Genomic DNA, 24,864 nt, shown 5'->3' on the forward strand with positions numbered 1-24,864 from the left:
TAGGTCTGCGTCGAAACGGGAGGGACCATGAACATCATCGAGACACCGGACATGTGGGTGCTGTGCATGCGGCGCCGCCTTCGCATTCCCGAGATCAGGCAGGCGGCTGTGGAGCTTGCGCCGATCATCGAGGGGGCGGTCGGCGACTATGGGCTGACCGTCGCCGGCCCCTGGATCTTCATTGCTCATGGCCTGCCGAAGGACGGCAGGACGCCGTTCGACTGGCAGATCTGCCGGCCCGTGGAGGGTCCGGAGGAATATGGAGGCACGGTGGAACTGCGCCATCTCGAACCCACCATCGTTGCCTCGCGGGTCCACCAAGGTTCGCTGCGCACGCTCTTCACCCAGGGCTATGCGCCGCTGGTCGCGGAGATCGAGCTGTCGCGGCACGTCTTCTCCGGCGAAAGCCGCGAGGTCTATCACGGCTGGAACGGACCGGGCGCGGCCTGTCACAGGATCGAGATCCAGTTCGAACTCGCCCGCTGAATGAAAAAACCCGGGGATCGCTCCCCGGGTTCTCGTCTGTCCTGTGGTAAAGGGCGGCGATTAGCTGCAGCCGCTCGTCGAGCCGCAGGTGTCGCACTTCTCGCAGGTGCCGTTGCGCACCATGGTGAAGTTCTGGCACTCGGAGCACATGTTGCCCGTGTAGCCCTGCGCGATGGAGCGCATGCGGCGCTCGTTCTCCAGCTTCTTGGCGTCGGCCTTGGCACTGGCGGCTTCGGCGGCTGCCTTGTCGGAGAAGAGGGCGGTCACGCCTTCGGGCGTCTCCTCGGCTGCCTCGTCCGCCACTTCTTCCGCGAATTCGGCGGCGCGTTCCTCGTAGTCGCGCTTGAAGGCGACGATTTCGGAGGGGGAGATCGCCGTCACCGGCTCGATCTTGCGGGCCGCGCTGCCGGCGAACGAGGTGATGTTGCTGACGGACGAAGCCTTGGCCGGGGCGGCGGTGGCGGCGCCCTTGGGCTCTGCGAGCGGGCGATCGCCAGCCTGGCCGCCCTGGATGAGCGTCGGCTTGTGGCCGCGCGTCCAGCCGGTCGAGATCAGGTTCGTCTTGCCTTCCTGGATGCCCTTGCCGAGCGCCGTGTTGGAGAAATCGGACGTATCGACATGGGCAAGGTCGTGGCGGCCGAGATAGGAGACGGCAAGCTCGCGGAAGACATAGTCGAGGATCGACGTCGCGTTCTTGATGGCGTCGTTGCCCTGCACCATGCCGGCCGGCTCGAACTTGGTGAAGGTGAAGGCCTCCACATATTCCTCCAGCGGCACGCCGTACTGCAGGCCGAGCGAGATGGCGATGGCGAAGTTGTTCATCATCGCGCGGAAGGCGGCGCCTTCCTTGTGCATGTCGATGAAGATCTCGCCGAGGCGGCCGTCGCCGAATTCGCCGGTGCGCAGATAGACCTTGTGCCCGCCGATGACGGCCTTCTGGGTGTAGCCCTGGCGGCGGTTCGGCAGTTTCTCACGGTCGCGGACGACACGCTCGATGATCTTCTCGACGATCTTTTCCGTCACCGTGACGGCCTGGGCGGCGGCAGGCGCGGCGGCCAGCGCCTCGACCGCATCGTCCTCGTCCTCCGCGTCCTCGATCAGCGAGGCGTTGAGCGGCTGGGAGAGCTTCGAGCCGTCGCGATAGAGCGCGTTGGCCTTCAGCGCGAGCTTCCAGGAGAGCATGTAGGCGTTCTTGCAGTCCTCGACGGTCGCCTCGTTCGGCATGTTGATCGTCTTGGAGATGGCGCCCGAGATGAACGGCTGGGCGGCGGCCATCATGCGGATGTGGCTTTCGACCGAAAGGTAGCGCTTGCCGATCTTGCCGCAGGGATTGGCGCAATCGAAGACCGCCAGATGCTCGGCCTTGAGGAAGGGGGCGCCTTCCAGCGTCATCGCACCGCAGACATGGATGTTGGCGGCCTCGATCTCCTTCTTCGTGAAGCCGATATGCTCCAAGAGGTTGAAGGACATGTCGGCGAGCTGTTCGTCCGAGACCTTCAGCACGTCCTTCAGGAAGTCGGCGCCGAGCGTCCACTGGTTGAAGGCGAACTTGATGTCGAAGGCGGATTTGAGGCCTGCATTGACGGCTTCGATCTTGTCGTCCGGGAAGCCCTTGGCCTTCAGCGCGCCGGGGTTGACGGCGGGCGCCTGGTTGAAGTTGCCGTGGCCGACGGCATAGGCCTCGATTTCGGCGATCTGGCTTTCCGAATAGCCGAGCGTGCGCAGGGCTTCGGGAACGGCGCGGTTGATGATCTTGAAGTAGCCGCCGCCGGCGAGCTTCTTGAACTTCACCAGCGCGAAGTCGGGCTCGATGCCGGTCGTGTCGCAGTCCATGACGAGGCCGATCGTGCCGGTCGGCGCGATCACGGTCGTCTGGGCGTTGCGGTAGCCGTGCTTCTCGCCGAGTTCGACGGCCTTGTCCCAGGCGGCGACGGCATGGGCGACGAGCGCCTCATCCGAGCAATCGGCATGGATGAGGGCGACCGGATTGACCGAAAGGGCCTCGTAGCCGACGGTCTCGCCGTAGGCGGCGCGGCGATGGTTGCGCATGACGCGCAGCATGTTCTCGCGGTTCGGCGCGAAGTTCGGGAACGGGCCGAGCTCGCCGGCCATCTCGGCCGAGGTCGCATAGGCGACACCGGTCATGATGGCGGTCAGGGCGCCGGCGATGGCGCGGCCTTCGGCCGAATCGTACGGAATGCCGGAGGACATCAGCAGGCCGCCGATATTGGCATAGCCGAGGCCGAGCGTGCGGTACTCGTAGGAGAGTTCGGCGATCTGGCGCGAGGGGAACTGCGCCATCATCACGGAGACTTCGAGCACGATGGTCCACAGGCGGACGGCGTGTTCATAGTCGGCGATGTTGATCTTCTTCGTCGCCGCGTCCTTGAACTGGAGAAGGTTGAGCGAGGCGAGGTTGCAGGCCGTGTCGTCGAGGAACATGTATTCCGAGCACGGGTTCGACGCACGGATCGGGCCGGCAGCCGGGCAGGTGTGCCAGTCGTTCATCGTCGTGTTGAAGTGAAGGCCCGGATCGGCCGAGGCCCAGGCGGCGTAGGAGATCGATTCCCACAGGTCCCGTGCCTTCAGCGTCTTCATCACCTTGCCGTCCTTGCGGGCGGTGAGGTTCCAGTCCCCGTCATTCTCGACGGCGCGCAAAAAATCGTCCTTCAGCGAGACGGAGTTGTTGGAGTTCTGGCCGGAGACGGTGAGATAGGCTTCCGAATCCCAGTCCGTGTCGTAGGTCTTGAACTCGATGTCCTTGTAGCCCTGCCTGGCGAACTGGATGACGCGCTTGATGTAGTTTTCCGGAACCTGGTCCTTCTTGGCGGCGCGGATCTCGCGCTTGAGGGCCGGGTTTTCCGCCGGGTCGTAGCACTGGTCGCCATCGGCCGAGCAATTGATGCAGGCCTTCATGATGGCCTTCAGGTGCTTGGCGACGATCTTCGAGCCGGTGACGAGGGCCGCCACCTTCTGCTCTTCCTTGACCTTCCAGTTGATGTAGTCCTCGATATCCGGATGGTCGATGTCGACCACGACCATCTTGGCCGCGCGGCGCGTCGTGCCGCCGGACTTGATGGCGCCCGCCGCGCGGTCGCCGATCTTCAGGAAGCTCATCAGGCCCGAGGAACGGCCGCCGCCCGAAAGCCTTTCGCCTTCGCCGCGCAGGTGCGAGAAGTTGGAGCCGGTGCCGGAGCCGTACTTGAAGAGGCGCGCCTCACGCACCCACAGGTCCATGATGCCGTTCTCGTTGACGAGGTCGTCCTCGACGGACTGGATGAAGCAGGCGTGCGGCTGGGGATGCTCGTAGGCGGACTTGGACTTCGTCAGCTTGCCGGTGAAGGGATCGACATAGAAATGGCCCTGGCCGGGGCCGTCGATGCCATAGGCCCAGTGCAGGCCCGTGTTGAACCACTGCGGCGAGTTCGGGGCGACGCGCTGGGTGGCGAGCATATAGGCGAGTTCGTCCTTGAAGGCGGCAGCGTCTTCCTCGGAGGCGAAATACTTGCCCTTCCAGCCCCAGTAGGTCCAGGTGCCGGCGAGACGGTCGAAGACCTGGCGGGCGTCGGTTTCCGAGCCGTAGCGCTCACCCTCGGGGAGCGCCTTCAGGGCTTCGGTGTCGGGAACGGAGCGCCACAGGAAGGAGGGGACGTCGTTCTCCTCGACCTTCTTCAGGCGCGCGGGCACGCCGGCCTTGCGGAAATATTTCTGGGCAAGGATGTCCGCCGCGACCTGGGAGAACTGGGCCGGCACGTCGATATCGGCGAGGCGGAAGACGATGGAGCCGTCCGGGTTCTTGATCTCGCTCACGGCCTTGCGGAATTCGATCTCCGCATAGGCCGACTGGCCGGGTTTGGTGAAACGACGTTCTATGCGCATTGTCCGTTGTCCTTCGCTGCCGCATCCTGCCTTAAAAACAGGGCGCAATTTATCCCCGTCCGGCCGCAACTGCTTGCAGCCAGCCCAAATCGTCCAGTCCGTGCGGGAAAGCCGATCAATCTCGACTTCCTGTATCTTGTGCTGAGTTTGGCTGCAAATACTAAATATAGTATCAACAGCTTCTTTTTTCCAGCCCAATCGGATGCGGTGGCGTTTCAGGAAAACGAGCGCGAAAAAACCCCTGCGGCGAGCGGATCATCCACCCGGCCACATGCGCATCAAACGCGATTTCGTGATGAGAACCGACCTCGTAACATTACGGTCCAGTCGCCGCCGCAACTTGAATTCATTAACCTCATCTGGCCGATTCCCGTCAAGGGTTGGTTTGTGATGGAAGTTTGAACGCTACATCTTGTGCCTGCCGGCTGTGGAAAATGGGGACATCGCCGGACGCCTGAAAAATCAGCGGGTTCGGGGCAAAAGAAAAGACGGCGAAGCATGTGGCTGTGGAAAAGCGAAAAAAATAACAGGTGAATTCCCGGGATCTTTTCCACCCCCGACATCCGGGAATAGCCATCCGGACGAAGTTGTGAACCGTGGATAAAGTGATTCTCTGCCGTAGCGTCAAAGCGCGTCGAGATTGACGCCGATGGTGATGGCGCCGATGACGGCGCCGGTCGCCGGGTCGCGGATCGGCAGGCTTGCCTGCGACTGCATGAGCTGGGTGGACTCGTCGCGCTCCGCCTCCTCGATATGGAGCGCACCCGCGCCGAAACTCTTCTGCCATTTCGCCTCGTCGCCCTGCCAGTAATCGGAGGTGACGTCGCTCTGGCCGACATTGAGGCCGCGATTGTCCATGACGAAGATTTCGGTGATCAGGCCGTCCGCCGCGCGTTGCCGGCCCTTGAGGTAGAGGGAGAGCGGATTGGAGAGCTGCGCCTCGATCATCGGCCGGTCGGCGCTGGAAAGCTCGCTGCGCCAGCGGGCGTCGAGATCGTCGATCTCCGCCTGGCTGAGCCCGGCATGGGCGGCGTTCTGGGCGATGACGGCGTTGAGGATCGCGGGTTCGTCCAGCCAGGGGCGCACGGCGGCGTCGATGAATTCGGTGACTGCGGTGATGCGCACGTCCGGCTGTCCGCCGGCCGTTTCGCAGAAGAACAGCGCGCCGACGAGGGTCGCCGCGAATGCCGGCCTTGCATAACGCATCTGTGCCCATGCCTCCCGTCACCGTTGGCACACGGTGAACACAAGCACTATCCTTTGCGCGAATTGCGGAAAGATTAAGCCGGCAGGCGCGGTCCCGCATCCACCGGCTATCGGAAAAAGAAAAATCGGATCAGTATGTTGCGATGCAACATTGAAGACGTTTCTCGCCGCCGAGAGGCTCAGCCGCGCGTGCCCTTGGCGATCGGTTCCTGGTAGGTGAAGCCCATGTCCCAGGGGAAATAGATCCAGGTGTCCTGGCTGACCTCGGTGACGAAGGTGTCGACCAGCGGGCGGCCCTTCGGCTTGGCATAGACGGCGGCGAAATGCGCCTTCGGCAGCATGGCGCGCACCTCGGCGGCGGTCTTGCCGGTATCCGTCAGGTCGTCGACGATGAGGATGCCTTCGCCGCCTTCCTTGCTGAGCTCCTCCGAGATGCCCTTCAGGACATGCATTTCGCCCTGCGAGACATAGTCATGGTAGGAGGCGACACAGACGGTCTCGATGACGCGGATGTTCAGCTCGCGCGAGACGATCGCCGCCGGCACGAGGCCGCCGCGGGTGATGCAGACGATCGCCCGCCATTCGCGCCCGCCATCCGCCAGCCGCCAGGCAAGCGCGCGCGCGTCGCGATGAAACTGGTCCCAGGATACGGGGAAGGCTTTGTCGGGCAGCGACATGGCGGGCTCCTGATAGGCGGAAAAAAGAAGATTCCTTCTCCCTAACGCAGTTCGGCCCCCATGAAAATCATCGCCCGGCCGCAGAAGCCGGGCGATCCACAGCGAAGTCGCGGCGGCGGGGCCTACCGCGACATCAGCGTCGGCACGCGGGCATGGCGCATCATGGCGCTGGTGACGCCGCCGAAGAGGCGCTGGCGCAGCCGTGAATGGCTGTAGGCGCCCATGACGATGAGGCCGGCATCGATGTCCGTCGCGCGCCGGTTCAGCACCTCGGCCACCGAATGGCCGTCGGAGGCGCCGGAGGCGACCGTGGTCTTGACGCCGTGGCGGGCGAGCGTCGCCGCAAGCTCCACGCCGCAGAAATCGCGCGACTGCATGGCGTTTTCCGGCGGATCGACGGTAAAGATCTCGACCTCCTTCGCGCCCTTCAGGAAGGGCAGGGCGTCGAAGGCGGCGCGGGCCGCTTCGCGTGAGCCGTTCCAGGCGAGCAGCACGCGCTCGATCGGCGCGGGACCCGCCGGCGCGTTGGAGACGAGGTAGACCGGGCGGCCGCTTTCGTAGAGCAGGTCCTCGATGTCCTCGCGCGCCGGGCCGTCGAGATCGGGGTCGAACTGGCCGGCAATGACGATGTCGGCGCCGCGGGCACTGTCGATGACGCCGGCCGAGGCATAACCGGCGGTGCCGGTGAAGAGGCGCCATTCATAGGAGATGTCGTCGCGTTCGCAGCGCGACTTGAAGGCCTGCTCGACCTCGCGCGACTGGCGCTGGGCGCGCTCCTGCAGGTCGAGCACGGCGTTCGGGTCGGGATATTCCATCGGCGCGATCAGCGTGACCACGACCGGCGCTTCCGCATGGATGCCGATGACATGGCCGCCGGTGCTGCGCGCAAGCGCGAGCGCATGGTCCGTCACCTTGCCGGCGTCCTCGGCGGCGCTCAGCACCGCCACGATGGTCTTGTAGGTCATTTCGGCCTCCTGTTCTGGGTCCCTGGAAGCATGCGCCTGCCGGTGTCGCCAAACCTTGATCGGGATCAAGACGCGGCCTTGGCCGCGGCGATTTCGGCAATCATCTGGAGTATATCACGTTCGGCCGCTTCCGCCGGAGCGTCTTCGCGGCTGCGGATGACGATTTCCGTCGAGAAGCGGTTCTCGCTGAAGCGCGGATAGGAGCCGATGCTGGTTTCCGGGTGCTTCTTCTGGATCTCCGCCAGCGCGCTGCCGATGTCGCCCTCGCCGAAGGGCGAGGCGACGGAGCGCGAGAGCATCGGCACGCCGCCTTCAAGCTTCGGCACGACGGCGTCGAGCATGGCGGTGAAGACCTGCGGCACGCCGGCCATGACATAGACATTGCCGATGTGGAAGCCCGGTGCCGTCGAGACGGCGTTCTCGATATGGACGGCGCCTTCGGGCATGCGCGCCATGCGCTGGCGCGCCGCGTTGAACTCCACGCCGCGGCGCTCGTACATGGCGCCAAGCAGCTGCATGGCGAGCGGATCGTAGAGGCAGGGCACGCCGAAGGCCTTCGAGACGGCATCCGCCGTGATGTCGTCATGGGTCGGGCCGATGCCGCCGGAGGTGAAGACATAGGTATGGCGCGCGCGCAACGCATTCAGCGCCTCGACGATCGCGTCCTCGTCGTCGCCGACGATGCGCACCTCCTTGAGATCGATGCCGGCGAGGAAGAGCACGTCGGCAAGCTGGCCGATATTCTTGTCCTTGGTGCGCCCGGAGAGCAGTTCGTCGCCGATGGCGAGCATGGCGGCGGTGGCGATGGGACGGGAACTCATGGGCGCTCTCTGAAGTTCGGACAGAAATGCCGACCGGAAGGAACGGCATTGTCAATGACGGGTGAACAGTCTGTCGACCGGGCGGCCGCTGGGGGACCGCCACCCCGAAGTGCTACATCCAACGAGACGCCGCGATCAAGCGGAAAGGCATCATCGAAACAGGAGACGACGATGGCAAACGTACTGGTTCTTTACTACTCGGCCTATGGCCATATCGAAGCCATGGCCTATGCCGTGGCGGAAGGCGTGAAGTCGGCCGGGGCGGAGGTGACCGTCAAGCGCGTTCCGGAGCTGGTGCCGGAAGAGGTGGCGACGGCCTCGCACTTCAAGCTCGACCAGAAGGCCGAGATCGCCACCGTCGACGAGCTGGCCAGCTACGATGCCATCATCGTCGGCGCCGGCACGCGCTTCGGCACGGTCGCCTCGCAGATGCGCAATTTCTGGGACCAGACGGGCAGCCTCTGGGCGCAGGGCAAGCTTGTCGGCAAGGTCGGCTCGGTCTTCACCTCCTCGGCCACCCAGCACGGCGGCCAGGAATCGACCATCCTCGGCTTCATCCCGACGCTGCTGCATCACGGCCTCGTCGTCGCCGGCCTGCCTTATGCCTTCCAGGGCCAGATGGGCGTCGAAGCCGTCAAGGGCGGCTCGCCCTACGGCGCCTCGACGATCACCGACGGCGACGGCTCGCGCCAGCCGTCCGAAGTCGAACTGGACGCCGCCCGCTTCCAGGGCGCCCATGTCGCCAGGATCGCGGCCAAGCTTTCGGCCTGACGTTCTCCTGAAACGTCGCCGAACAGAGCGGCGCGGCCTGCATAAGGCCGCGCCGCTTTTCGTAGCCGCGATATATCCTCGCCCGCAAACCGCGCGAAACGCGGGTATCCGGTTCCTCGATCGTCCGACATCCGAAGGTTCGGCTTCATCGCTCTCTTTCCGAGATGGGAAAGGCCGGAGATTTCCGGAACGCCCTATTGACGAACCTCCTCGACTTTCCGAAAAGCGGGACACGCGGGCGTGGCGAAACTGGTAGACGCAAGGGACTTAAAAAGTCTTTTTTCTACCAATCCGCAAAAAAGTTGGAAGGGCAAGAAGTGACTTGGTTTCAATGCCTTATTGGCGCTGCAGTTCGGAGGGGATAGAAGGCTGGTTCGACGCTAGGTGCAGAATAGGAGCAGACAGCGAAGGATAGAATCGGCGGTAGAATGCGGACGTGGCGAAATCGGTAGACGCAGCAGACTTTAATTTGGAGTGCCCGCAGGGAAATCTGCGGAGTAGAACCGCTCAAAGTCGGGGAACGCTAACGGGCAAATGCCCCAAGCCAATCCCGAGCCAAGCCCCGTTTGGGGAAGGTGTAGAGACTGGACGGGCGGCGCCTAAAGCCTTCGGGCCATGGCGAAGGGACAGTCCAGACCACGAACGCCGAACGGCGGCGGCGAAAGCCGAAGTGGTACGAAAATCTGCTTCTCAGTGAGAGTACGGGTTCGAGTCCCGTCGTCCGCACCAATCTTTTACGCATGCCCTCGTGACTGAGGACGGTTCATCAAATCGCGTCGGAACGCCCTCCTGTCGGCGTTCGTTTTGCAGCCCGTGTTGTTTGCAGGAACGCTGAACATACGATTTGGTCATTCACGGTTCTCGCGTGTTTCGGTGATGGTCCCCTTCTTCGAACATCAGCTCTGCTAGAAGATATAGCGGTCTGATTTCGACATCGGTCTTGGAATAAAGGGAATTTTATTTTTTGAGGCATGCGGCAGTCTCGAATTCCTATGCGCTTTGAGGCAACGCAATACGCAGTTGAATCGACTGTGGCGGTTCTGAAGTAATGCGTGCCTTTGATGAATATTGCTCTTGTCGAGCGCAAGGCGTAGCGCCCGTGCTCTGGATATTTCAAGATTACGACAGGCAATGGCGCTTGTGCACGGATGGTGACGCAGACGATGTCGCCTTCCCGTATCGGCAGGATGCAGTCGAAGCCGCCAAGACCTTTGGCCAGATGCGCGGCGCGTACCGCCTTTATCTTCAACTCACGCATGGTCGCTTCACATCGGAATTGTTGAACACTGGTGCTTCAAAGCGTCGGGGTTCAAGTACGGACATCGAGGTTGAACGGACCAATGCCTTATCCCCAGACTGCCAAGACCGAGAAGACCAAGCCGAATTTTCCCGAGGGCGACAAGGAGGTATCGGCGAGTACTAACGGAAGTGGGTGGAAAAGGATCGTTGTGGAAATTATTGTTTTGTCGGCGATGTTTATCATAGCCGCGACCTTCGCCCTGCTTCCAACGGCCTATAGCCTATGGAAGCATTTTTGACGTCACTAGATCACGAGATCACGCCGAGTTGCATTCGGCGTCCGTCCCCACGACCACGGAAAACAGCCATATCGCTGTTTTTTGGGTTTGCGCTCGTCCTCCTGGCGATCGACGTCCTTCTGCTCAGTAATACGGTCGGCTTCGCTGAAACCTTGCCCCCACCGTTCAACAGCCTCGGGTTTATTTCGAGCGTCCGCAAATAAAAACTGGCTATGTAGCTTGAAGGTCGTCCCTCTCGAATTCCTATGCAGCAGCGTCCTAGACATAGCTGCGCACTGGAGCGCGGAGGGAGCGCTCATCGGAAATGGCTGGGAATAATCGAGTCCGGAACAAACAGAACGAGGCACCGCGCCCTCAGAAAGAGCCAGGGAATGGTGGGCTTGGCTTGCTGCTTGTCCTGGCGATTACCGCGATCGGCGTTGGGTATGTCGGCTACCGGCTGTCTCTCGTCTTCGGCCTGATCTAACGAACGATCCAGGCGTGTTATGCGGTTAGACGAGCAGTCGCGAGAGCACATTGGGCGCTATGGCATCAAGCTGGTCGTCGCTGCGGCAATCGCCTACATTCTGAAGAGCGAGAACTTCCTTGCCACATTCGCGCTGTGGACCGGCATATACGGCGTAATGGCCGTCGCTTACGCAGTTCATCGCGGCGAACGATTCGGCAAGACCAGGTTCACCTATTGGGATGAGGCTCTATGGTTGGCGGCGACGGCGTTGGGTCTCTACATTTTCAGTGGCCATCAGTTGGCCGTCTGATCGGCTGCTTCTGTTGGTTCAAAGGAACCGTGCGGATGCGTCGCCAACGCCTGACAACTCGACCTTCAGTTCCTGACCAGGAAGGATTTGCAGCAGCATCGGGATGATCGATCCGGTTGCTACGATATCGCCGGCGCTGAGATAATTACCTCTGGCGATCAGGTCATTCACGAGCCAGAGCGCAGAGTTTATCGGATCAACCAGCCCCTCTCCCGATGCCGACTGAAACACCGGAACGTTATTGATCGACGCTCGCATGTCGATCCTGTCGATGGCCTCCAGGCCTGTCGGCTCATGATATTTGTCGACGATCGTCGAAACATGGAACGCATAGTCAGCGATGGCGGCCAGGTGCGGTTGCTCAGTCAGGTGACCACGTCGCCCGACAAGACCGATAGCCGGTTGGTAGCTGAGGATCGCCTTGCAAAATTGATCGCGAGTGATGGGCCAATGGTCCGCCCTCAGGGGACCTCCTATCGTAAAGACGATTTCGCATTGTGCTCCGATGAAGCCTTGGGGAAGCCGGAACGGCCCGTGGGAGTCCTGAAGAACTGTTCCCACAGGGATCGGGCAGTAGATGGGACTGGCAAGGCCAAGCGTGCTGCGGATGGCGGGGCAAGTGCCTATCAGGGCGTAGCCTACCGCGTCATTGGCGAAGGCCGAGATTGCTGCTGACTGCACCGCCCAGGCGTCATCCTCGCTTCGAAGCAGATCGAACGGAATATCTGAGGTAATTCCCTGCCGACGGTTTTGGCAAAGCAAGTTAGCGAGATAGTCGAGATTTTGGTCAATCATAGAAGCACACTCCCGCGCGAGAGAGGGCGCAAAGTCGTGCTCAGTCAAATAAAAATCCGACTATATGAGTACGTATATTTTTGTCAGGGCTTTTTCTTATGAAAATACTATCGCAGCGCGGCTGAGCTCCCGTCGAAATAATATGCGGCTCTATTTAGCTTGAGGGTCCCACCAAACCGGAAGGATCTGAAGGTATGAAGCCGCTTACACCGTCCCTCGCACCCGCCGCAACGGCCACAGCCGAGGCCGGTCGTCCAACAAGACCGGGGTCTCGGCGTCGGCGGACGCTTTGCCGGGGCGCGGTCGGCGCGGTCGCGATCATGGCCGGTTCGATGATGGGTCTTGGCCAGGCAGCGGCGGAACCCCTGAGCGCGCCGAGCTTTGGTGGTCCTCTGCGCCCGAACCCCGATCCGATGAGTACGGATGCGGGCGTGTTTGGCCGGCTTCATATCACCGGTCAGCTCACAGGTATCGGCAATGCGCAGAGGAACGGCATTCCTAGCATCGATCCCCGGACGGCGGATCCCCTCCTCGATATTGGCAATGCCCAAATACAGGTGCAAACGACTGGGGCGCCTTTGACGTTCTTCGTTCAGGCTGGCGCCTACTCGCTGCCCGCTTTGGGCTCGGCCTATACCCGCGCAACCGACGTAACCGATCAGTTCTACGGGCCTGTGCCGGTTGCCTATGGCAAGCTCCAGCTATCGCCGAATTTCTCAGTTCAGGCTGGTTTGCTGCCGACGTTGATTGGCGCGGAATCGACCTTCACGTTCCAGAATTTGAATATCGCGCGCGGCTTGCTCTGGAACCAGGAGCCGGCCATCAGCCGCGGTGTTCAGGTGAACTATAGCAATGGGCCGCTGAACGCTTCGGTGTCGGTCAATGATGGTTTCTACTCAGGGAATTACAACTGGGTATCCGGTCTGGTGTCTTATGCGGCGACGCCGTCGAGCACGATCACGCTTGTCGCCGCAGGCAACTTTGCAGAGTCCGGCAAGACCGGCGCCGCGACGCCACTGGCGCAGAACAACAGCAGCATCTTCAATGTGATCTACACCTATGTCGACGGCCCGCTGACGCTTCAGCCCTACCTGCAATACACAACGGTCCGCTCGAACAGGGACATCGGGATCGATCGCTCGGCTCAAACATTCGGCGGAGCACTGCTGGCTCGATATGCGATCGATGAGAATTTCTCGATCGCTGGACGCGCCGAGTATATCGCTTCAAGCGGAGGAGATTGCGGCGTCGCCGCTGACTGTGCCCCCACCAATCTACTCTACGGGCCGAAAAGCAGGGCGTGGTCGCTGACAGTGACGCCGACCTACCAGCGCGGGATCTTCTTCGCGCGCACCGAGCTCTCGTACACCCGCATTGATCGGGTCACCGAAGGCTACGGCTTAGGGTCCAGTTTCGACAAGCGCGACCAGGTTCGCGGGATGTTCGAGGCTGGCGTGCTTTTCTAGGGCAGAGTCGAGACGAAATGCGGAGCCATCGGCTCCGCAGACTCTCCGCTTGGTTAGGTGAAATATGGCTTTGGAATTCATCAACTCGAAATCGGCGGCGCCTCAGGCCGCAGCGACTTTGTATCCGGTCCTGCCCGTGCTCTGGGTCTATCGGAACTATGACGATCGCTGGACTGTGCATCTTGAAGGTGAAGACTCGGAGTGGTGCCACCCGACGCGCAATGATGCAGTCGTCGCGGCACGGCTGATAGGCGAGAGCTACGGCTGCTACCGCCTCTATCTTCAACTGTCAGACGGTCGCTTCTGCCTGGAGATGATGAACATCAGCCGGCGGCGCGAGCCCCGTCAGATTGGGTAGTGAGGGTAAAAATTGAGCCAGGCTGTACCAAGCAAGCGCCAAGTCTCCCGACACCTCATCCGTCGCGGCGTGGAGATCATCGTTCTGGTGGTGGTCGCCGGTTGCGCTGTTATTGCTACCGCAGGCCCCAGCATCTATCTGGTGCTCAGCAATGGCGGCTGAATGGAGAGTTGCAGGCCGTCCCGCTCACCCCAGGTTGCCGCGGTCGAAACCGAAGTTCAGCAAACGCGAGCGACGCCGTAGATCGGAATACCTGCTCCTGATGTTTGCTGCGAGCTGTGCCGCGGTGCAGGTCGTAGCGATAGTTTTTCTGAGAGCGGCATGACACGCCCTGCTGCTCCCGCTCTCCAACCCGACGACCCAAGACTTGGTTCGGGCGAAATTCCTCTGACTGCGCTGACAAGCCTGAGGACTCAATTGGAGATGGCTCGAGTTCTCAAGGAACACCACATCTGGCTGGCTGTGAGGATTATCGAGGAGCGCGAAGACCAGCCGCAGTTTCGACGGCACCGCAGGCTCCGTGATCTGCTCGAAGCGGATGCCTTGCTTGAGGGGGTTATCGAACTCGGAGCTCATCTGCAGCCAACACGGCACCCCTGGTCGATGGGGCGCTCGGGAGATCGTTGGCGTTGTAGCGTGGCGTGGAACGATCGAGGAAATTTGCGCAGGTGCATGGGCCGACACGATGACCTGGCGGCCGCCATGCTGATCGCCTTGCTGGGCTCCCTCGATCGTCGCCAGCGTCGGCCAAAAGAACTCTCGAAAGGTGGAGAAGAGGCAGCATGAACCCCAAAGGCGAGCCGCCGTTATTCGGCGGTCTGATGACCGCACTTGTCACCCCGTATAGGGGTGAGGCTATCGATTTCGACGCCTTGGCGGAGCTTGCCAACTGGCAGATCGACCAGGGCGTGCAGGGGCTTGTCGCCTGCGGCACCACGGGCGAGGCGCCGACCCTGTCTCATCCGGAATGGGCGGCGGTGATCCGGTTGTGCGTCGAGGTCTCAAATGGCCGTGTGCCGGTGATCGCCGGCTCGGGGACAAACGACACCCGGCGTACCGTGGAGTTGACCCGCGAGGCCGGTCGCCTTGGTGCAGACGGGGCTTTGGTGGTAACGCCTTACTATAGTCGGCCGAGCCAGGAAGGCCTGTTCCGGCATTTCGAAAGCGTCGCGCAATCCGCGGAGCTGCCGATCATCATCTACAACGTGCCTTCGCGTACTGCCGTTGATATCAGGATCGAAACTCTCGACCGTCTTGCGTACCTGCCCGGTATCGTAGGCATCAAGGACGCAAGTGGAGATCCGACGCGGGTAAGCACGATGGCCGTCCGCTTTGGCGATCGTTTCACGCAGCTTTCCGGACATGACCGATCGATGCTGGCCTTTATGATGACTGGGGGTGATGGCGCGATCTCGGTCGTCTCGAATATCGCACCGATGTTGGCGGCTGCGACCTTCGGAGCGGTACGACGTGGTGATTACCTCGAAGCTCGGCGCATCAACGCCCATCTCTACCCGTTGTTCGATGCGCTGGAACTTGAAACCAATCCATGCCCGGTCAAGTTCGCGTTGCACTGCGCGCGAGGCTATTCTCCTGCTGTCCGCCTTCCGTTGGTGGAAGTGAGCGAAAGCACGGCAGAGAGAGTTCGCGCTGCTATGGCCGATATCGACGCTCTGGCGATCGATACGTCTCTGACCGCCGATCGGTCTCTCATCCCCTCTCGGCCTGAGCAGGCTTCCCCTATACGAACAGCATGATGATGCTGTGTTCTCCAATGAAAATACTATGGAATCCGACTTTCCGTAAAATGGAGAACAAATCCCGAGATCGCTAAATTCAACGTATCGGCGAAGGCAGTCTCTGACTGGACAGTTTGGAGAGCCTGCCGATATCAAGAAAGGATTTCTGCGATGTACCCTCGTGGTTACTACTTTTACGCGATGCAACAACTGAACAAGCCGGGCGCTCGTCAGACGGAAGGCGAGGTCAAGGCCGCCGTGCGCTCTGATGAGCAGATGGCTGATGTCGGAATGTTCCTGCGGCTTGGAGCCGTGATGGCCATCGTGATCGCGGCTGTCGCCATTGTGACCTCACTGGCGGGCTAGCGCCACCGACGTCCAAAGCTCAGTCTTCAACGAACAATCAGGATTATCCCCTATGGCAAGCGCCATTCAACCGAAAGAGCCTCCTCAACCTCTGAATCATTTTTTTGTCGGCCAGGACAATCGAGGATGCTGGACTGTTCGCGATGAGCGCAATCTCGTCGGCGGCTGCTTCGTCAGCAAGGATGCGGCGATTCATTTCGCCCGCCAGGAAAGCAACAATGTGCCAGGCGCCGTGATCTGCATGAGCGACAACCAGAGCCTGAGCCTTGACCCACTGTTTGGGCACCGCGCGGCCGCTTAGCCAGTGGGCGCCATGTTGCCCCGCATTGCTCACCCGATGGTGTCGCGATAGCGGACTAGTCAGGCTTCAATAACAGCGTCTCGAAACGAACGATGCGAAGCCCGCCGACTCGGCCGAGTCGGCGGGCTAACTTTTTGGCCAGAGTCGGTTCACAGCTAGATATCGATTAGATCCTATGGATTTTTTATATCCTAGGCCGGAATTACTATTAGATTCATATTTCTTGGGGCCTTGCCCTCTCTCGAACCTATATGCGGTTCGCGTCCATATTCCCGCCAAATTCCTCCTCCGGCACCCGCGCCTACGCACGGGAGCGCTGGAAGAATTATGGCTGTGGCTTGCTAGGTTTTCCGTCTTGGCTGGCCATTCGTATCAACTGCGGCGCCGGAGGCGAAAGCAATGGACGTTATTGTGCTGGCAATAGGTGTTGGATTTTTCGCACTGATGTTTGGATACATCAGAGTTTGCGAAAAGCTCTGACTGGGAGAAATCAATCATGATCTTGGAATACTTCCTCGGAGCAGGCGTTGCGGTCTTTGTGACTGGCTATTTGCTCTATGCCCTCGCTCGTCCCGAGCGGTTCTGATCAAGACAGTAGCTCGGAAAGAAACCACCGATGACAATAAATGGATGGATACAGATCCTGGTCTTTGCCGGGATCATCATCGCGCTGGTGAAGCCGCTCGGCGGCTATCTCACCCGCGTCCTGAACGGCGAGCGTACGATCCTTTCGGCCATTTTTGGGCCGCTCGAACGGGGACTGTACCGTGTCGCTGGAACGAATGAGAAAGAGGAGCAGCATTGGACGACCTATGCGCTGGCCGTGCTGCTCTTCAACCTCGCCGGCTTCACGGTTCTCTACCTCGTTCAACGTCTCCAGGGAGGGTTGCCGTTCAACCCTCAGGGACTGGGAGCGATTGAGCCGACCAGCGCTTTCAATACCGCTGTCAGCTTCATGACCAATACCAACTGGCAGGGCTATGGCGGCGAGACCACCATGAGCTATTTGACCCAGATGGCGGGTCTTACCGTGCAGAACTTCGTGTCGGCAGCGACGGGCATCGCGATTGCGGTGGCATTGATTCGCGGGTTTTCCCGGGCATCTGGCAAAACGGTCGGCAATTTCTGGGTCGATCTCACCCGCATCACGCTCTACGTCTTGTTGCCGATCTGCTTTGTCGGCAGCCTGGTCCTGGTCTGGCAGGGCGTTCCGCAGAACCTCAACCCGTACACCATCGCAACAACGGTTGAAGGCGCGCAGCAAACCATCGCTCAGGGGCCGGTCGCATCTCAGATGATGATCAAGCATCTGGGAACGAACGGCGGCGGCTTCTTCAACGTCAACGCTTCGCACCCGTTCGAAAACCCGAATGCCTTCACCAACCTCATCCACATGGTCTCGATCTTCGCCATCGGCGCTGCTCTGACCAACGTGTTTGGTCGCATGGTCGGCAGCGAGAAAAAAGGCTGGGCTATCTTCACCGCCATGGGCGTCCTGTTCCTCGCCGGTGTCGCAATTACCTATTGGGCCGAGGCTGCGGGCAATCCGATTCTCCATTCGCTTGGCCTTGAGGGCGGCAACATGGAAGGAAAGGAAACCCGTTTCGGTATCGTCACGTCGGCGCTCTTTGCAGTCGTTACGACCGCTGCGTCGTGCGGCGCGGTCATAGCCATGCACGACAGCTTCATGCCGCTGGGCGGGATGATCCCGATCATCAACATGATGCTCGGCGAAATCATCATTGGCGGTGTCGGCGCAGGCTTCTACGGCATCATCCTGTTCGTCGTCGTCGCGATCTTCGTTGCAGGGCTCATGGTCGGGCGTACACCCGAATATCTCGGCAAGAAGATTGAGGCGAAGGAAGTGAAGATGGCCATGCTGGCTGTCTTGTGTCTGCCTCTTTCGATACTTGGCTTCACCGCGATTGCCGTAGTGCTCGACACGGGTGTGGCTTCGATGGCGAACGCGGGTCCACACGGCTTCTCCGAGGTCCTTTACGCCTACACTTCAGGCACCGCGAACAATGGTTCGGCCTTTGCAGGTCTTTCGGCCAACACGCCTTGGTACAACATCACGATTGGCCTGGCGATGTTGATGGGACGCTTCATGGTGATCGTTCCAGCGCTGGCTATCGCTGGCTCCCTGGTCGCCAAGAAAACGGTTCCCGAGTCCAGCGGTACCCTGCCTACGACCGGGCCTCTGTTTGTAGGTCTTCTGGTGGGTGTGATTCTGATCGTCGGCGGCCTGACGTTCTTCCCTGCACTGGCGTTGGGTCCAATCGTCGAGCACTTCGCCATGCTCGCGGGCCAGACGTTCTGAGAACAGCGATGACGGCCAAATGGCTGAGATCGATCCGATTAGCCATGAATCCTCGCTCCTTGTTTCAGGAGCGAGGAGCGGCGAGGCCGCCCAGGGCATCGACCATCATTCTCGGCATGACACTGGTGTTAGGAGCGGTGGTGCTCCTCGCCAAACTTATCACTGAATTGCTCGCGGCGGTGTGACCGGGTGGTCGCCCCCAAGAACAAACTCGCTGGAGTTTCAAATGAACCAGTCCAAATCCGCGAGCATACTCGACGCTCGCATACTCGTTCCGGCCATAGGAGACGCGTTTCGGAAACTGAATCCGAAGAGCCTCGCTAAAAATCCGGTGATGTTCGTTGTCGCGGTCGTATCAGTCCTGACGACGGTGCTCCTGCTCAAGGATATTGTCACAGGAGCCGAAAGCGTCGGTTTCTCCCTGCAGATCGTTCTGTGGCTTTGGTTCACGGTGCTGTTCGCCAATTTCGCAGAAGCCGTGGCCGAAGGGCGCGGCAAGGCGCAGGCGGATTCGCTACGGCGTACCCGCACCGAGACCCAGGCGAAGCTGCTGTCGAACGGCAACGGCGACTACAAAATGGTGGCAGGCAACAGCCTCAAGGTCGGTGATATCGTTCTGGTCGAACCGGGTGACATCATTCCCTCGGATGGTGAGGTCATCGAGGGGGTGGCCTCGGTGAACGAAGCGGCGATTACGGGCGAGTCTGCTCCAGTCATCCGTGAATCTGGCGGTGATCGCTCCGCTGTCACCGGCGGCACTCAGGTCCTTTCCGACAAGATCAAGGTTCGGATCACCGCTGCGGCAGGATCGACGTTCATCGACAAGATGATCGCTCTGGTCGAAGGCGCTGAACGCCAGAAAACGCCGAACGAAATCGCGCTCAACATCCTGCTTGCAGGGATGACGTTGATCTTCGTGCTGGCCGTGGTGACCATCCCGAGCTTTGCGACCTATGCGGGAGGGTATGTTCCCATCATCGTCCTTGTCGCTCTGTTCGTCACGCTGATCCCGACCACCATTGGCGCGCTGCTATCGGCCATCGGCATCGCCGGCATGGACCGGTTGGTTCGCTTCAATGTTCTGGCCATGTCCGGCCGCGCGGTCGAGGCAGCTGGCGACGTCGACACGCTGCTGCTCGACAAGACCGGCACGATTACGCTCGGCAACCGTCAGGCCAGCGAGTTCCGGCCCATCAGAGGCGTTACCGAAAAGGAACTCGCCGATGCGGCGCAGCTTGCTTCGCTTGCCGACGAAACCCCGGAAGGCCGATCGATCGTTGTGCTTGCCAAGGAAAAGTACAGCATTCGTGCGCGCGACATGGCGAGTCTGAACGCGACCTTTGTCCCATTCACGGCACAAACCCGCATGAGCGGCGTCGACCTGGACGGCTCATCGATCCGCAAGGGTGCGGTCGACGCGGTTCTGAATCATGTCGAGCTGGCTACGGTCGCAACCGGCAGCCCGCGTGCTTCCGCTGAAAGCGTTCGTGAGCTTCAGGGCATCGCCGACCAGATCGCCAAGGCAGGCGGCACGCCGCTCGCCGTGGTGAAGGATGGCCGCTTGCTCGGCGTCATCTACCTCAAGGACATCGTCAAGGGCGGCATCAAGGAACGGTTCGCCGAGCTGCGCCGCATGGGCATTCGCACGGTGATGATCACCGGCGACAACCCGATGACCGCGGCTGCCATCGCTGCCGAAGCCGGCGTCGATGACTTCCTGGCGCAGGCAACGCCGGAGAACAAGCTGGCGCTGATCCGCGAGGAACAGGCCAAGGGCAAGCTTGTCGCCATGTGCGGCGACGGCACCAACGACGCCCCGGCACTCGCCCAGGCGGACGTTGGCGTCGCTATGAACACCGGCACGGTGGCAGCACGCGAGGCCGGCAACATGGTGGATCTCGATAGCGATCCGACCAAGCTGATCGAGATCGTGGAAATCGGCAAGCAATTGCTGATGACGCGCGGCGCGCTGACGACGTTCTCGATCGCCAACGACATCGCGAAGTATTTCGCGATCATCCCGGCGATGTTCCTGGCGTTCTATCCCCAGCTTGGCGCGCTCAACATCATGGGCCTCGCTTCACCGCAGAGCGCCATCCTGTCCGCGATCATCTTCAACGCCCTCATCATTGTGGCGCTGATCCCGCTGTCGCTGAAAGGCGTGAAGTATCGAGCCATCGGAGCGGGTTCGCTGCTGTCCCGGAATCTTCTGATTTACGGGCTGGGCGGCATTCTCGTGCCCTTCGCCGGCATCAAGCTCATCGATATGGCCATCACAGCCGCTGGTCTCGTTTAGTCGAAAGCGGTCATCACAGACACAAGCCGCGGAGCGATATCCATCAGCCGCGGACCACTCAGGACAGAAACGATGCTCAAGCAAATCAGACCCGCGATTTTCTTTATTGTCGCACTAACCGTCATCACCGGTCTCATCTACCCCCTTGGCGTAACCGGTATCGCGCAAGCTATTTTCCCCCAACAGGCCAATGGAAGTTTGATCGAGCGTGAAGGCACGGTCATCGGCTCCGAACTGATCGGCCAGCGGTTCACCGGCGAGCGCTATTTCCATCCGCGTGCGTCGGCGGCCGGCTCGGACGGCTATGACGCCGGCGCCTCCAGCGGCTCCAATCTTGGTCCCACCAGCCAGGCGCTTCGCGATCGCGTCGCCGCTGATACAGAGGCTCAGCGCGCGGCGAACGGTGACCAGGCGGTCCCGATGAACCTCGTGACGGCCTCGGGCAGCGGGCTCGATCCGCACATCACGCCCGAAGCCGCCTACTTCCAGGTGGGGCGTGTCGCCAAAGCGCGCGGCATTGATGAGGCTGTCGTGCGCGCATTGGTCGATGAGCTCGTCGAGCCGCGCATGCTCGGTTTCATGGGCGAGCCCGTGGTCAACGTTCTCAAGCTGAACCTGGCGCTCGACGACGCCAACAGAGGCTGAATCAAGATGTCAGGACGGCTATAATAGCCGTCCTGACCGTTGATCCGGAGTCATTAAGTGTCTGACGACCCAATACGAGAGCAGAGCCGTCCATCGCCTGACGCGTTGCTGGAAAGTGCGCAGCGGGAGACGCGCGGCCACCTCAAGATCTTTCTTGGGGCGGCGCCGGGTGTGGGCAAGACATATGAAATGCTCATGTCGGGCCGGGCTCAGCGGGCCGATGGGATCGACGTGGTCATCGGGGTGGTCGAGACCCACGGGCGGGCCGAGACCGAGGCTCTGGTTGAAGGGTTCGAGATCGTTCCGCGCCGCACTGTGCCCTATCGAGGGCATGTGCTCGATGAAATGGACATCGACGCGATTCTGGCGCGGAAGCCGGCGCTCGTTCTGGTGGATGAGCTCGCGCATACCAACGCGCCCGGCAGTCGCCATCCCAAGCGCTATCTCGATGTCGAGGAACTGCTCGCCAACGGCATAGACGTCTACAGCACGCTCAACATCCAGCACGTCGAGAGCCTCAACGACGTCGTGGCCCAGATCACGCGCATCCGGGTGCGCGAGACTGTTCCGGATTCGATCATCGACCGCGCCGACGACATCGAAATCATCGACATCACACCGGGCGATCTGATCAAGCGGCTGAATGAGGGCAAGGTCTACCTACCCAAGACAGCCAAGCGTGCGACGCAGAACTACTTTTCGCCGAGCAACCTGACCGCGCTGCGAGAACTTGCGCTTCGACGGACAGCCCAACGCGTTGACGATCAATTGGTGACGCATATGCAGGCGCATGCGATCGCCGGGCCGTGGTCGGCCGGCGAGCGCGTCTTGGTGTGCATCAACGAACGGCCCGGAGCGACGGCTCTCGTGCGCTATGGCCGCCGCCAGGCGGACCGGCTTCGTGCGCCGTGGGCCGCTGTTCACGTCGAGACGAGCAAGGATGCCCGGCTCTCCGAGCAGCAAAAGGACAAGATCGCCAGTGCATTGCGTCTTGCCGAGCAACTCGGGGCCGAGGCGGTTACGCTGCCCGGCGAGAACGTTGCGCAAGAGATTCTGGCCTACGCATCGACCAACAACTACACGCACGTCATCGTCGGCATGCCGACCTCGCCCAGGTGGCGGGAGATTTTCGCAGGCTCCGTTTCGCATGATCTGATCCGCGCCAAGACGGACGTGAGCGTGCATGTCATCTCGCCGGGCAACGGCGAGGAAACGCGACCTCCAGCGACGCTCAGTGCGCGGCCGAAACGACGGCTCGACTTCGGCCACTATCTTTGGAGTTCCCTTTACGTCGCCGTGGCGTTGGGCATCGGAACGGCGCTGTCGCGCTTTTTGGATGTCCGCAACATCGCCCTCGTCTTTCTGATGGCGGTGCTGGCCTCGGCGATGGGCGGGGGCCTTTGGCCGGCTTTGTTCGCTTCCGTGGTTGGCGCGCTAGTTTTTAACTTCTTTTTCCTCGAACCGCGCTACACGCTGGATATCGGCGACCCGGAAAGCGTCGTCGCCTTCGCGTTCTTTCTCGGCGTCGCGGTGATTGCCAGCAATCTGGCGGGCCGGGTTCAACGGCAAGCCGTGACGGCGCGCCAAAGAGCCAAAACGACCGAGGGCCTTTATCTCTTCAGCAAGAAGCTCGCCGGTGCCGGTACGTTGGGCGACGTTCTCTGGGCCACGGTCTATCAGATCGCTTCCATGCTTCAGGTCAGGGTGGTTGCTCTGTTGCCGGAGAATGGCCGCATCGCGGTCCAGGCGGGTTTCCCGCCCGATGACACGCTCGACGATGCCGACATTGCGGCGGCCCAATGGGCCTGGGAGCATGACAAGCCTGCAGGGCGTGGGGCGGACACGCTACCGGGAGCGAAGCGCCTTTATCTCCCTCTGAAGACCGGCAGGACACGGGTCGGCGTTATCGGTCTGGACAATGACAAGCAAGGGCCGGTTCTGACGCCCGCAGAACAGCGGCTTTTCGACTCTCTGGCGGATCAGGCTGCTCTGGCGATCGAGCGCATCCAACTGGTCGCGGATGTCGACAATGCGCGTCTGGCCGCCGAGGCGGACAAGCTGCGCTCCGCGCTTTTGACGTCGCTCTCGCATGACCTCAAGACGCCTTTGGCGTCGATCCTCGGGTCGGCGGGAGCGCTGAGAGACTATTCGACATCCCTGACGGACTCCGGCCGGGTCGAACTGCTGACGACGATTGTCGAAGAGGCCGAACGGCTGAACCGGTTCATCGCGAACCTGCTCGACATGACTCGGCTGGAATCCGGCGCTGCGGCGGTATCGCTTACGCCGCTGTTCATCGGCGACAGCGTTGGCAGCGCCCTGCGCCGAGCCGAGAAGATACTGGCTCTCCATAAGCTAAGCCTTGCCGTACCTCCGGATCTGCCGATGGTCCGCCTCGATCCGGTCCTGTTCGAGCAGGTGCTGTTCAATCTGCTCGACAACGCACGCAAATACGCGCCAACAGGCTCGCTGATCTCGATAAGAGCCTGGGCGGAAGACGCCCACGTTGTCTTGCAGATCGTCGATGAAGGGCCCGGCATGCCCTCTGATGATCTGACGAGAATTTTCGATAGCTTCTATCGGGTCCGGAAGAAGGACCACGTTCAGGCTGGGACCGGGCTCGGTCTCTCTATCTGCAAGGGATTTGTCGAGGCGATGGGCGGAACGATTTTAGCGACCAACCGGGCTGACAGACCCGGTGCCATTTTCACGCTGCGGTTTCCGATCGGACCGGAGCCCTCGACTTTGGAAGGAAGGATATGAGTACGTCCGTAGTCAAGATTCTCGTCGTCGATGACGAGCCGCCGATCAGGAAACTTCTGCGCGTTGGGCTGACGGCCGAGGGCTACGCCATGGTCGAGGCCGCAAGCGGCGAGGAAGCCGTCGCGATCCTCACCGAGGAGAAGCCCGATCTGATTTTGCTCGATCTTGGGCTGCCAGATATCTCAGGCCATGACCTACTCGAAAGGTGGCGTGCCGAGCTCATCGAGCTGCCGATTGTGGTCCTTTCCAGCCGGACCGATGAAACGGGCATCGTCAAGGCGCTGGAACTGGGCGCCGACGATTATCTCACCAAACCATTCGGGATGCGCGAGTTAGCTGCGCGCATTCGGGTGGCGCTCAGGCACAAGCTTCAGCAACAGGGCGAACGCCCGATATTCCAGGTTGGCGATCTCTCGGTCGACCTGGTGAAGCGGATCGTCAAGGTCGCAGATAAGGAGGTGAAGCTCTCACCCAAGGAATACGACATTCTGCGCGTCCTCGTGCAGCACGCGGGCAAAGTCATCACACACCAGCACATTCTGAAGCATGTGTGGGGCGGCGCTACAGATGTCCAATATCTGCGGGTCTATGTCCGCCAGTTGCGGCAGAAGATCGAGGCCACACCCGATCAGCCGCAATATATCCTGACTGAAACAGGTGTCGGTTACCGCCTCCGTGAGCCGGATCAGTGACCGCGCGCGTTCGTCTACAGGC

The 24,864-nt window shown here is 61.0% G+C and carries 22 protein-coding genes; 15 read left to right on the top strand and 7 right to left on the bottom strand.

Annotated elements, in window-relative coordinates:
- The first annotated feature begins 27 nt into the window (after positions 1 to 27).
- Positions 28 to 486: a hypothetical protein gene (locus AABF56_RS06045; protein ID WP_272805257.1), complete on the top strand. Its 459-nt coding sequence runs from the start codon at positions 28 to 30 to the stop codon at positions 484 to 486.
- Positions 487 to 546: 60 nt separating this feature from the next.
- On the opposite strand, the gene AABF56_RS06050 is transcribed toward AABF56_RS06045, so the two are convergent.
- A complete protein-coding gene (locus tag AABF56_RS06050; RefSeq protein ID WP_272805258.1) occupies positions 547 to 4,365 on the bottom strand; it encodes a vitamin B12-dependent ribonucleotide reductase in 3,819 nt (1,272 codons plus the stop codon).
- A 6-nt stretch (positions 4,366 to 4,371) separates the two neighbouring features.
- On the opposite strand from AABF56_RS06050, the gene AABF56_RS06055 reads away from it, so the two are divergent.
- The gene (locus AABF56_RS06055) at positions 4,372 to 4,767 is read left to right on the top strand and encodes a hypothetical protein (protein WP_272805259.1); all 396 of its coding nucleotides are present in this window, start codon (positions 4,372 to 4,374) and stop codon (positions 4,765 to 4,767) included.
- 222 nt (positions 4,768 to 4,989) lie between these two features.
- Here AABF56_RS06055 and AABF56_RS06060 read toward each other — a convergent pair whose 3' ends face one another.
- The 4 genes from AABF56_RS06060 to AABF56_RS06075 all read right to left on the bottom strand — a co-directional run bounded on the left by AABF56_RS06060 (position 4,990) and on the right by AABF56_RS06075 (position 8,034).
- Positions 4,990 to 5,571, bottom strand: coding sequence for a hypothetical protein (locus AABF56_RS06060; protein ID WP_272805260.1), 582 nt, complete (start codon positions 5,569 to 5,571; stop codon positions 4,990 to 4,992).
- A gap of 179 nt (positions 5,572 to 5,750) precedes the next feature.
- Positions 5,751 to 6,248, bottom strand: a complete 498-nt coding sequence (gpt, locus tag AABF56_RS06065; RefSeq protein WP_064329880.1) for a xanthine phosphoribosyltransferase — start codon at positions 6,246 to 6,248, stop codon at positions 5,751 to 5,753.
- A gap of 122 nt (positions 6,249 to 6,370) precedes the next feature.
- Complete coding sequence (locus tag AABF56_RS06070; protein WP_272805261.1) at positions 6,371 to 7,213, bottom strand: universal stress protein; 843 nt, start codon at positions 7,211 to 7,213, stop codon at positions 6,371 to 6,373.
- A 65-nt stretch (positions 7,214 to 7,278) separates the two neighbouring features.
- Positions 7,279 to 8,034, bottom strand: a complete 756-nt coding sequence (locus AABF56_RS06075; protein ID WP_272805262.1) for a competence/damage-inducible protein A — start codon at positions 8,032 to 8,034, stop codon at positions 7,279 to 7,281.
- 171 nt (positions 8,035 to 8,205) lie between these two features.
- Here AABF56_RS06075 and wrbA point away from each other — a divergent pair, with 171 nt between their 5' ends.
- On the top strand, positions 8,206 to 8,805 hold the full coding sequence (gene wrbA / locus AABF56_RS06080; RefSeq protein WP_272805263.1) for an NAD(P)H:quinone oxidoreductase type IV: 600 nt from the start codon (positions 8,206 to 8,208) through the stop codon (positions 8,803 to 8,805).
- A gap of 766 nt (positions 8,806 to 9,571) precedes the next feature.
- Here wrbA and AABF56_RS06085 read toward each other — a convergent pair.
- A complete protein-coding gene (locus AABF56_RS06085) occupies positions 9,572 to 10,063 on the bottom strand; it encodes a hypothetical protein (RefSeq protein ID WP_272805264.1) in 492 nt (163 codons plus the stop codon).
- Between the two features lie 765 nt (positions 10,064 to 10,828).
- Between AABF56_RS06085 and AABF56_RS06090 the strand changes: the two genes are divergently transcribed.
- The gene (locus AABF56_RS06090) at positions 10,829 to 11,101 is read left to right on the top strand and encodes a hypothetical protein (protein ID WP_003168944.1); all 273 of its coding nucleotides are present in this window, start codon (positions 10,829 to 10,831) and stop codon (positions 11,099 to 11,101) included.
- Between the two features lie 18 nt (positions 11,102 to 11,119).
- Here AABF56_RS06090 and AABF56_RS06095 read toward each other — a convergent pair whose 3' ends face one another.
- On the bottom strand, positions 11,120 to 11,896 hold the full coding sequence (locus tag AABF56_RS06095; protein WP_272805265.1) for a 2-keto-4-pentenoate hydratase: 777 nt from the start codon (positions 11,894 to 11,896) through the stop codon (positions 11,120 to 11,122).
- A gap of 320 nt (positions 11,897 to 12,216) precedes the next feature.
- Between AABF56_RS06095 and AABF56_RS06100 the strand changes: the two genes are divergently transcribed.
- The 11 genes from AABF56_RS06100 to AABF56_RS06150 all read left to right on the top strand — a co-directional run bounded on the left by AABF56_RS06100 (position 12,217) and on the right by AABF56_RS06150 (position 24,842).
- Positions 12,217 to 13,362: a porin gene (locus AABF56_RS06100; protein WP_272805266.1), complete on the top strand. Its 1,146-nt coding sequence runs from the start codon at positions 12,217 to 12,219 to the stop codon at positions 13,360 to 13,362.
- 70 nt (positions 13,363 to 13,432) lie between these two features.
- Positions 13,433 to 13,720 (top strand): hypothetical protein, encoded by a 288-nt coding sequence (locus AABF56_RS06105; RefSeq protein ID WP_338341904.1) that lies wholly within the window; start codon positions 13,433 to 13,435, stop codon positions 13,718 to 13,720.
- Positions 13,721 to 14,143: 423 nt separating this feature from the next.
- Positions 14,144 to 14,506 (top strand): hypothetical protein, encoded by a 363-nt coding sequence (locus tag AABF56_RS06110; RefSeq protein ID WP_272805268.1) that lies wholly within the window; start codon positions 14,144 to 14,146, stop codon positions 14,504 to 14,506.
- Entirely contained in the window at positions 14,503 to 15,477 is a 975-nt protein-coding gene (gene dapA / locus AABF56_RS06115) for a 4-hydroxy-tetrahydrodipicolinate synthase (RefSeq protein WP_272805269.1), read from the top strand. Before AABF56_RS06110 ends, dapA begins: the two co-directional genes overlap by 4 nt.
- 153 nt (positions 15,478 to 15,630) lie before the next feature.
- A complete protein-coding gene (locus AABF56_RS06120) occupies positions 15,631 to 15,825 on the top strand; it encodes a hypothetical protein (RefSeq protein ID WP_272805270.1) in 195 nt (64 codons plus the stop codon).
- A 52-nt stretch (positions 15,826 to 15,877) separates the two neighbouring features.
- The gene (locus AABF56_RS06125) at positions 15,878 to 16,126 is read left to right on the top strand and encodes a hypothetical protein (protein WP_272805271.1); all 249 of its coding nucleotides are present in this window, start codon (positions 15,878 to 15,880) and stop codon (positions 16,124 to 16,126) included.
- Positions 16,127 to 16,742: 616 nt separating this feature from the next.
- Positions 16,743 to 18,446: a potassium-transporting ATPase subunit KdpA gene (kdpA, locus tag AABF56_RS06130; RefSeq protein WP_272805273.1), complete on the top strand. Its 1,704-nt coding sequence runs from the start codon at positions 16,743 to 16,745 to the stop codon at positions 18,444 to 18,446.
- A gap of 226 nt (positions 18,447 to 18,672) precedes the next feature.
- A complete protein-coding gene (gene kdpB, locus AABF56_RS06135) occupies positions 18,673 to 20,742 on the top strand; it encodes a potassium-transporting ATPase subunit KdpB (RefSeq protein WP_272805274.1) in 2,070 nt (689 codons plus the stop codon).
- A gap of 72 nt (positions 20,743 to 20,814) precedes the next feature.
- Positions 20,815 to 21,387 carry a potassium-transporting ATPase subunit KdpC gene (gene kdpC / locus AABF56_RS06140; protein WP_272805275.1) on the top strand — a complete coding sequence of 191 codons (573 nt, stop codon included), beginning with the start codon at positions 20,815 to 20,817 and terminating at the stop codon, positions 21,385 to 21,387.
- A 57-nt stretch (positions 21,388 to 21,444) separates the two neighbouring features.
- Positions 21,445 to 24,150 (top strand): sensor histidine kinase, encoded by a 2,706-nt coding sequence (locus tag AABF56_RS06145; RefSeq protein ID WP_272805276.1) that lies wholly within the window; start codon positions 21,445 to 21,447, stop codon positions 24,148 to 24,150.
- Positions 24,147 to 24,842 carry a response regulator transcription factor gene (locus AABF56_RS06150; protein ID WP_272805277.1) on the top strand — a complete coding sequence of 232 codons (696 nt, stop codon included), beginning with the start codon at positions 24,147 to 24,149 and terminating at the stop codon, positions 24,840 to 24,842. Before AABF56_RS06145 ends, AABF56_RS06150 begins: the two co-directional genes overlap by 4 nt.
- The last annotated feature ends 22 nt before the right edge of the window (positions 24,843 to 24,864 follow it).

The organism is Shinella sp. WSC3-e, from assembly GCF_945994535.1.
Taxonomy (GTDB): Bacteria; Pseudomonadota; Alphaproteobacteria; order Rhizobiales; family Rhizobiaceae; genus Shinella; species Shinella yambaruensis.

Coding starts and splice junctions, on each gene's coding strand:
- AABF56_RS06110 (WP_272805268.1), top strand. CDS start 14,144: ATGGCTCGAGTTCTCAAGGAACACCACATCTGGCTGGCTGTGAGGATT.
- AABF56_RS06060 (WP_272805260.1), bottom strand. CDS start 5,571: ATGCGTTATGCAAGGCCGGCATTCGCGGCGACCCTCGTCGGCGCGCTG.
- AABF56_RS06150 (WP_272805277.1), top strand. CDS start 24,147: ATGAGTACGTCCGTAGTCAAGATTCTCGTCGTCGATGACGAGCCGCCG.
- wrbA (WP_272805263.1), top strand. CDS start 8,206: ATGGCAAACGTACTGGTTCTTTACTACTCGGCCTATGGCCATATCGAA.
- kdpB (WP_272805274.1), top strand. CDS start 18,673: ATGAACCAGTCCAAATCCGCGAGCATACTCGACGCTCGCATACTCGTT.
- dapA (WP_272805269.1), top strand. CDS start 14,503: ATGAACCCCAAAGGCGAGCCGCCGTTATTCGGCGGTCTGATGACCGCA.
- AABF56_RS06050 (WP_272805258.1), bottom strand. CDS start 4,365: ATGCGCATAGAACGTCGTTTCACCAAACCCGGCCAGTCGGCCTATGCG.
- AABF56_RS06125 (WP_272805271.1), top strand. CDS start 15,878: ATGGCAAGCGCCATTCAACCGAAAGAGCCTCCTCAACCTCTGAATCAT.
- AABF56_RS06095 (WP_272805265.1), bottom strand. CDS start 11,896: ATGATTGACCAAAATCTCGACTATCTCGCTAACTTGCTTTGCCAAAAC.
- AABF56_RS06120 (WP_272805270.1), top strand. CDS start 15,631: ATGTACCCTCGTGGTTACTACTTTTACGCGATGCAACAACTGAACAAG.
- AABF56_RS06075 (WP_272805262.1), bottom strand. CDS start 8,034: ATGAGTTCCCGTCCCATCGCCACCGCCGCCATGCTCGCCATCGGCGAC.
- AABF56_RS06070 (WP_272805261.1), bottom strand. CDS start 7,213: ATGACCTACAAGACCATCGTGGCGGTGCTGAGCGCCGCCGAGGACGCC.
- kdpC (WP_272805275.1), top strand. CDS start 20,815: ATGCTCAAGCAAATCAGACCCGCGATTTTCTTTATTGTCGCACTAACC.
- AABF56_RS06090 (WP_003168944.1), top strand. CDS start 10,829: ATGCGGTTAGACGAGCAGTCGCGAGAGCACATTGGGCGCTATGGCATC.
- AABF56_RS06100 (WP_272805266.1), top strand. CDS start 12,217: ATGGCCGGTTCGATGATGGGTCTTGGCCAGGCAGCGGCGGAACCCCTG.
- AABF56_RS06085 (WP_272805264.1), bottom strand. CDS start 10,063: ATGCGTGAGTTGAAGATAAAGGCGGTACGCGCCGCGCATCTGGCCAAA.
- gpt (WP_064329880.1), bottom strand. CDS start 6,248: ATGTCGCTGCCCGACAAAGCCTTCCCCGTATCCTGGGACCAGTTTCAT.
- kdpA (WP_272805273.1), top strand. CDS start 16,743: ATGACAATAAATGGATGGATACAGATCCTGGTCTTTGCCGGGATCATC.
- AABF56_RS06045 (WP_272805257.1), top strand. CDS start 28: ATGAACATCATCGAGACACCGGACATGTGGGTGCTGTGCATGCGGCGC.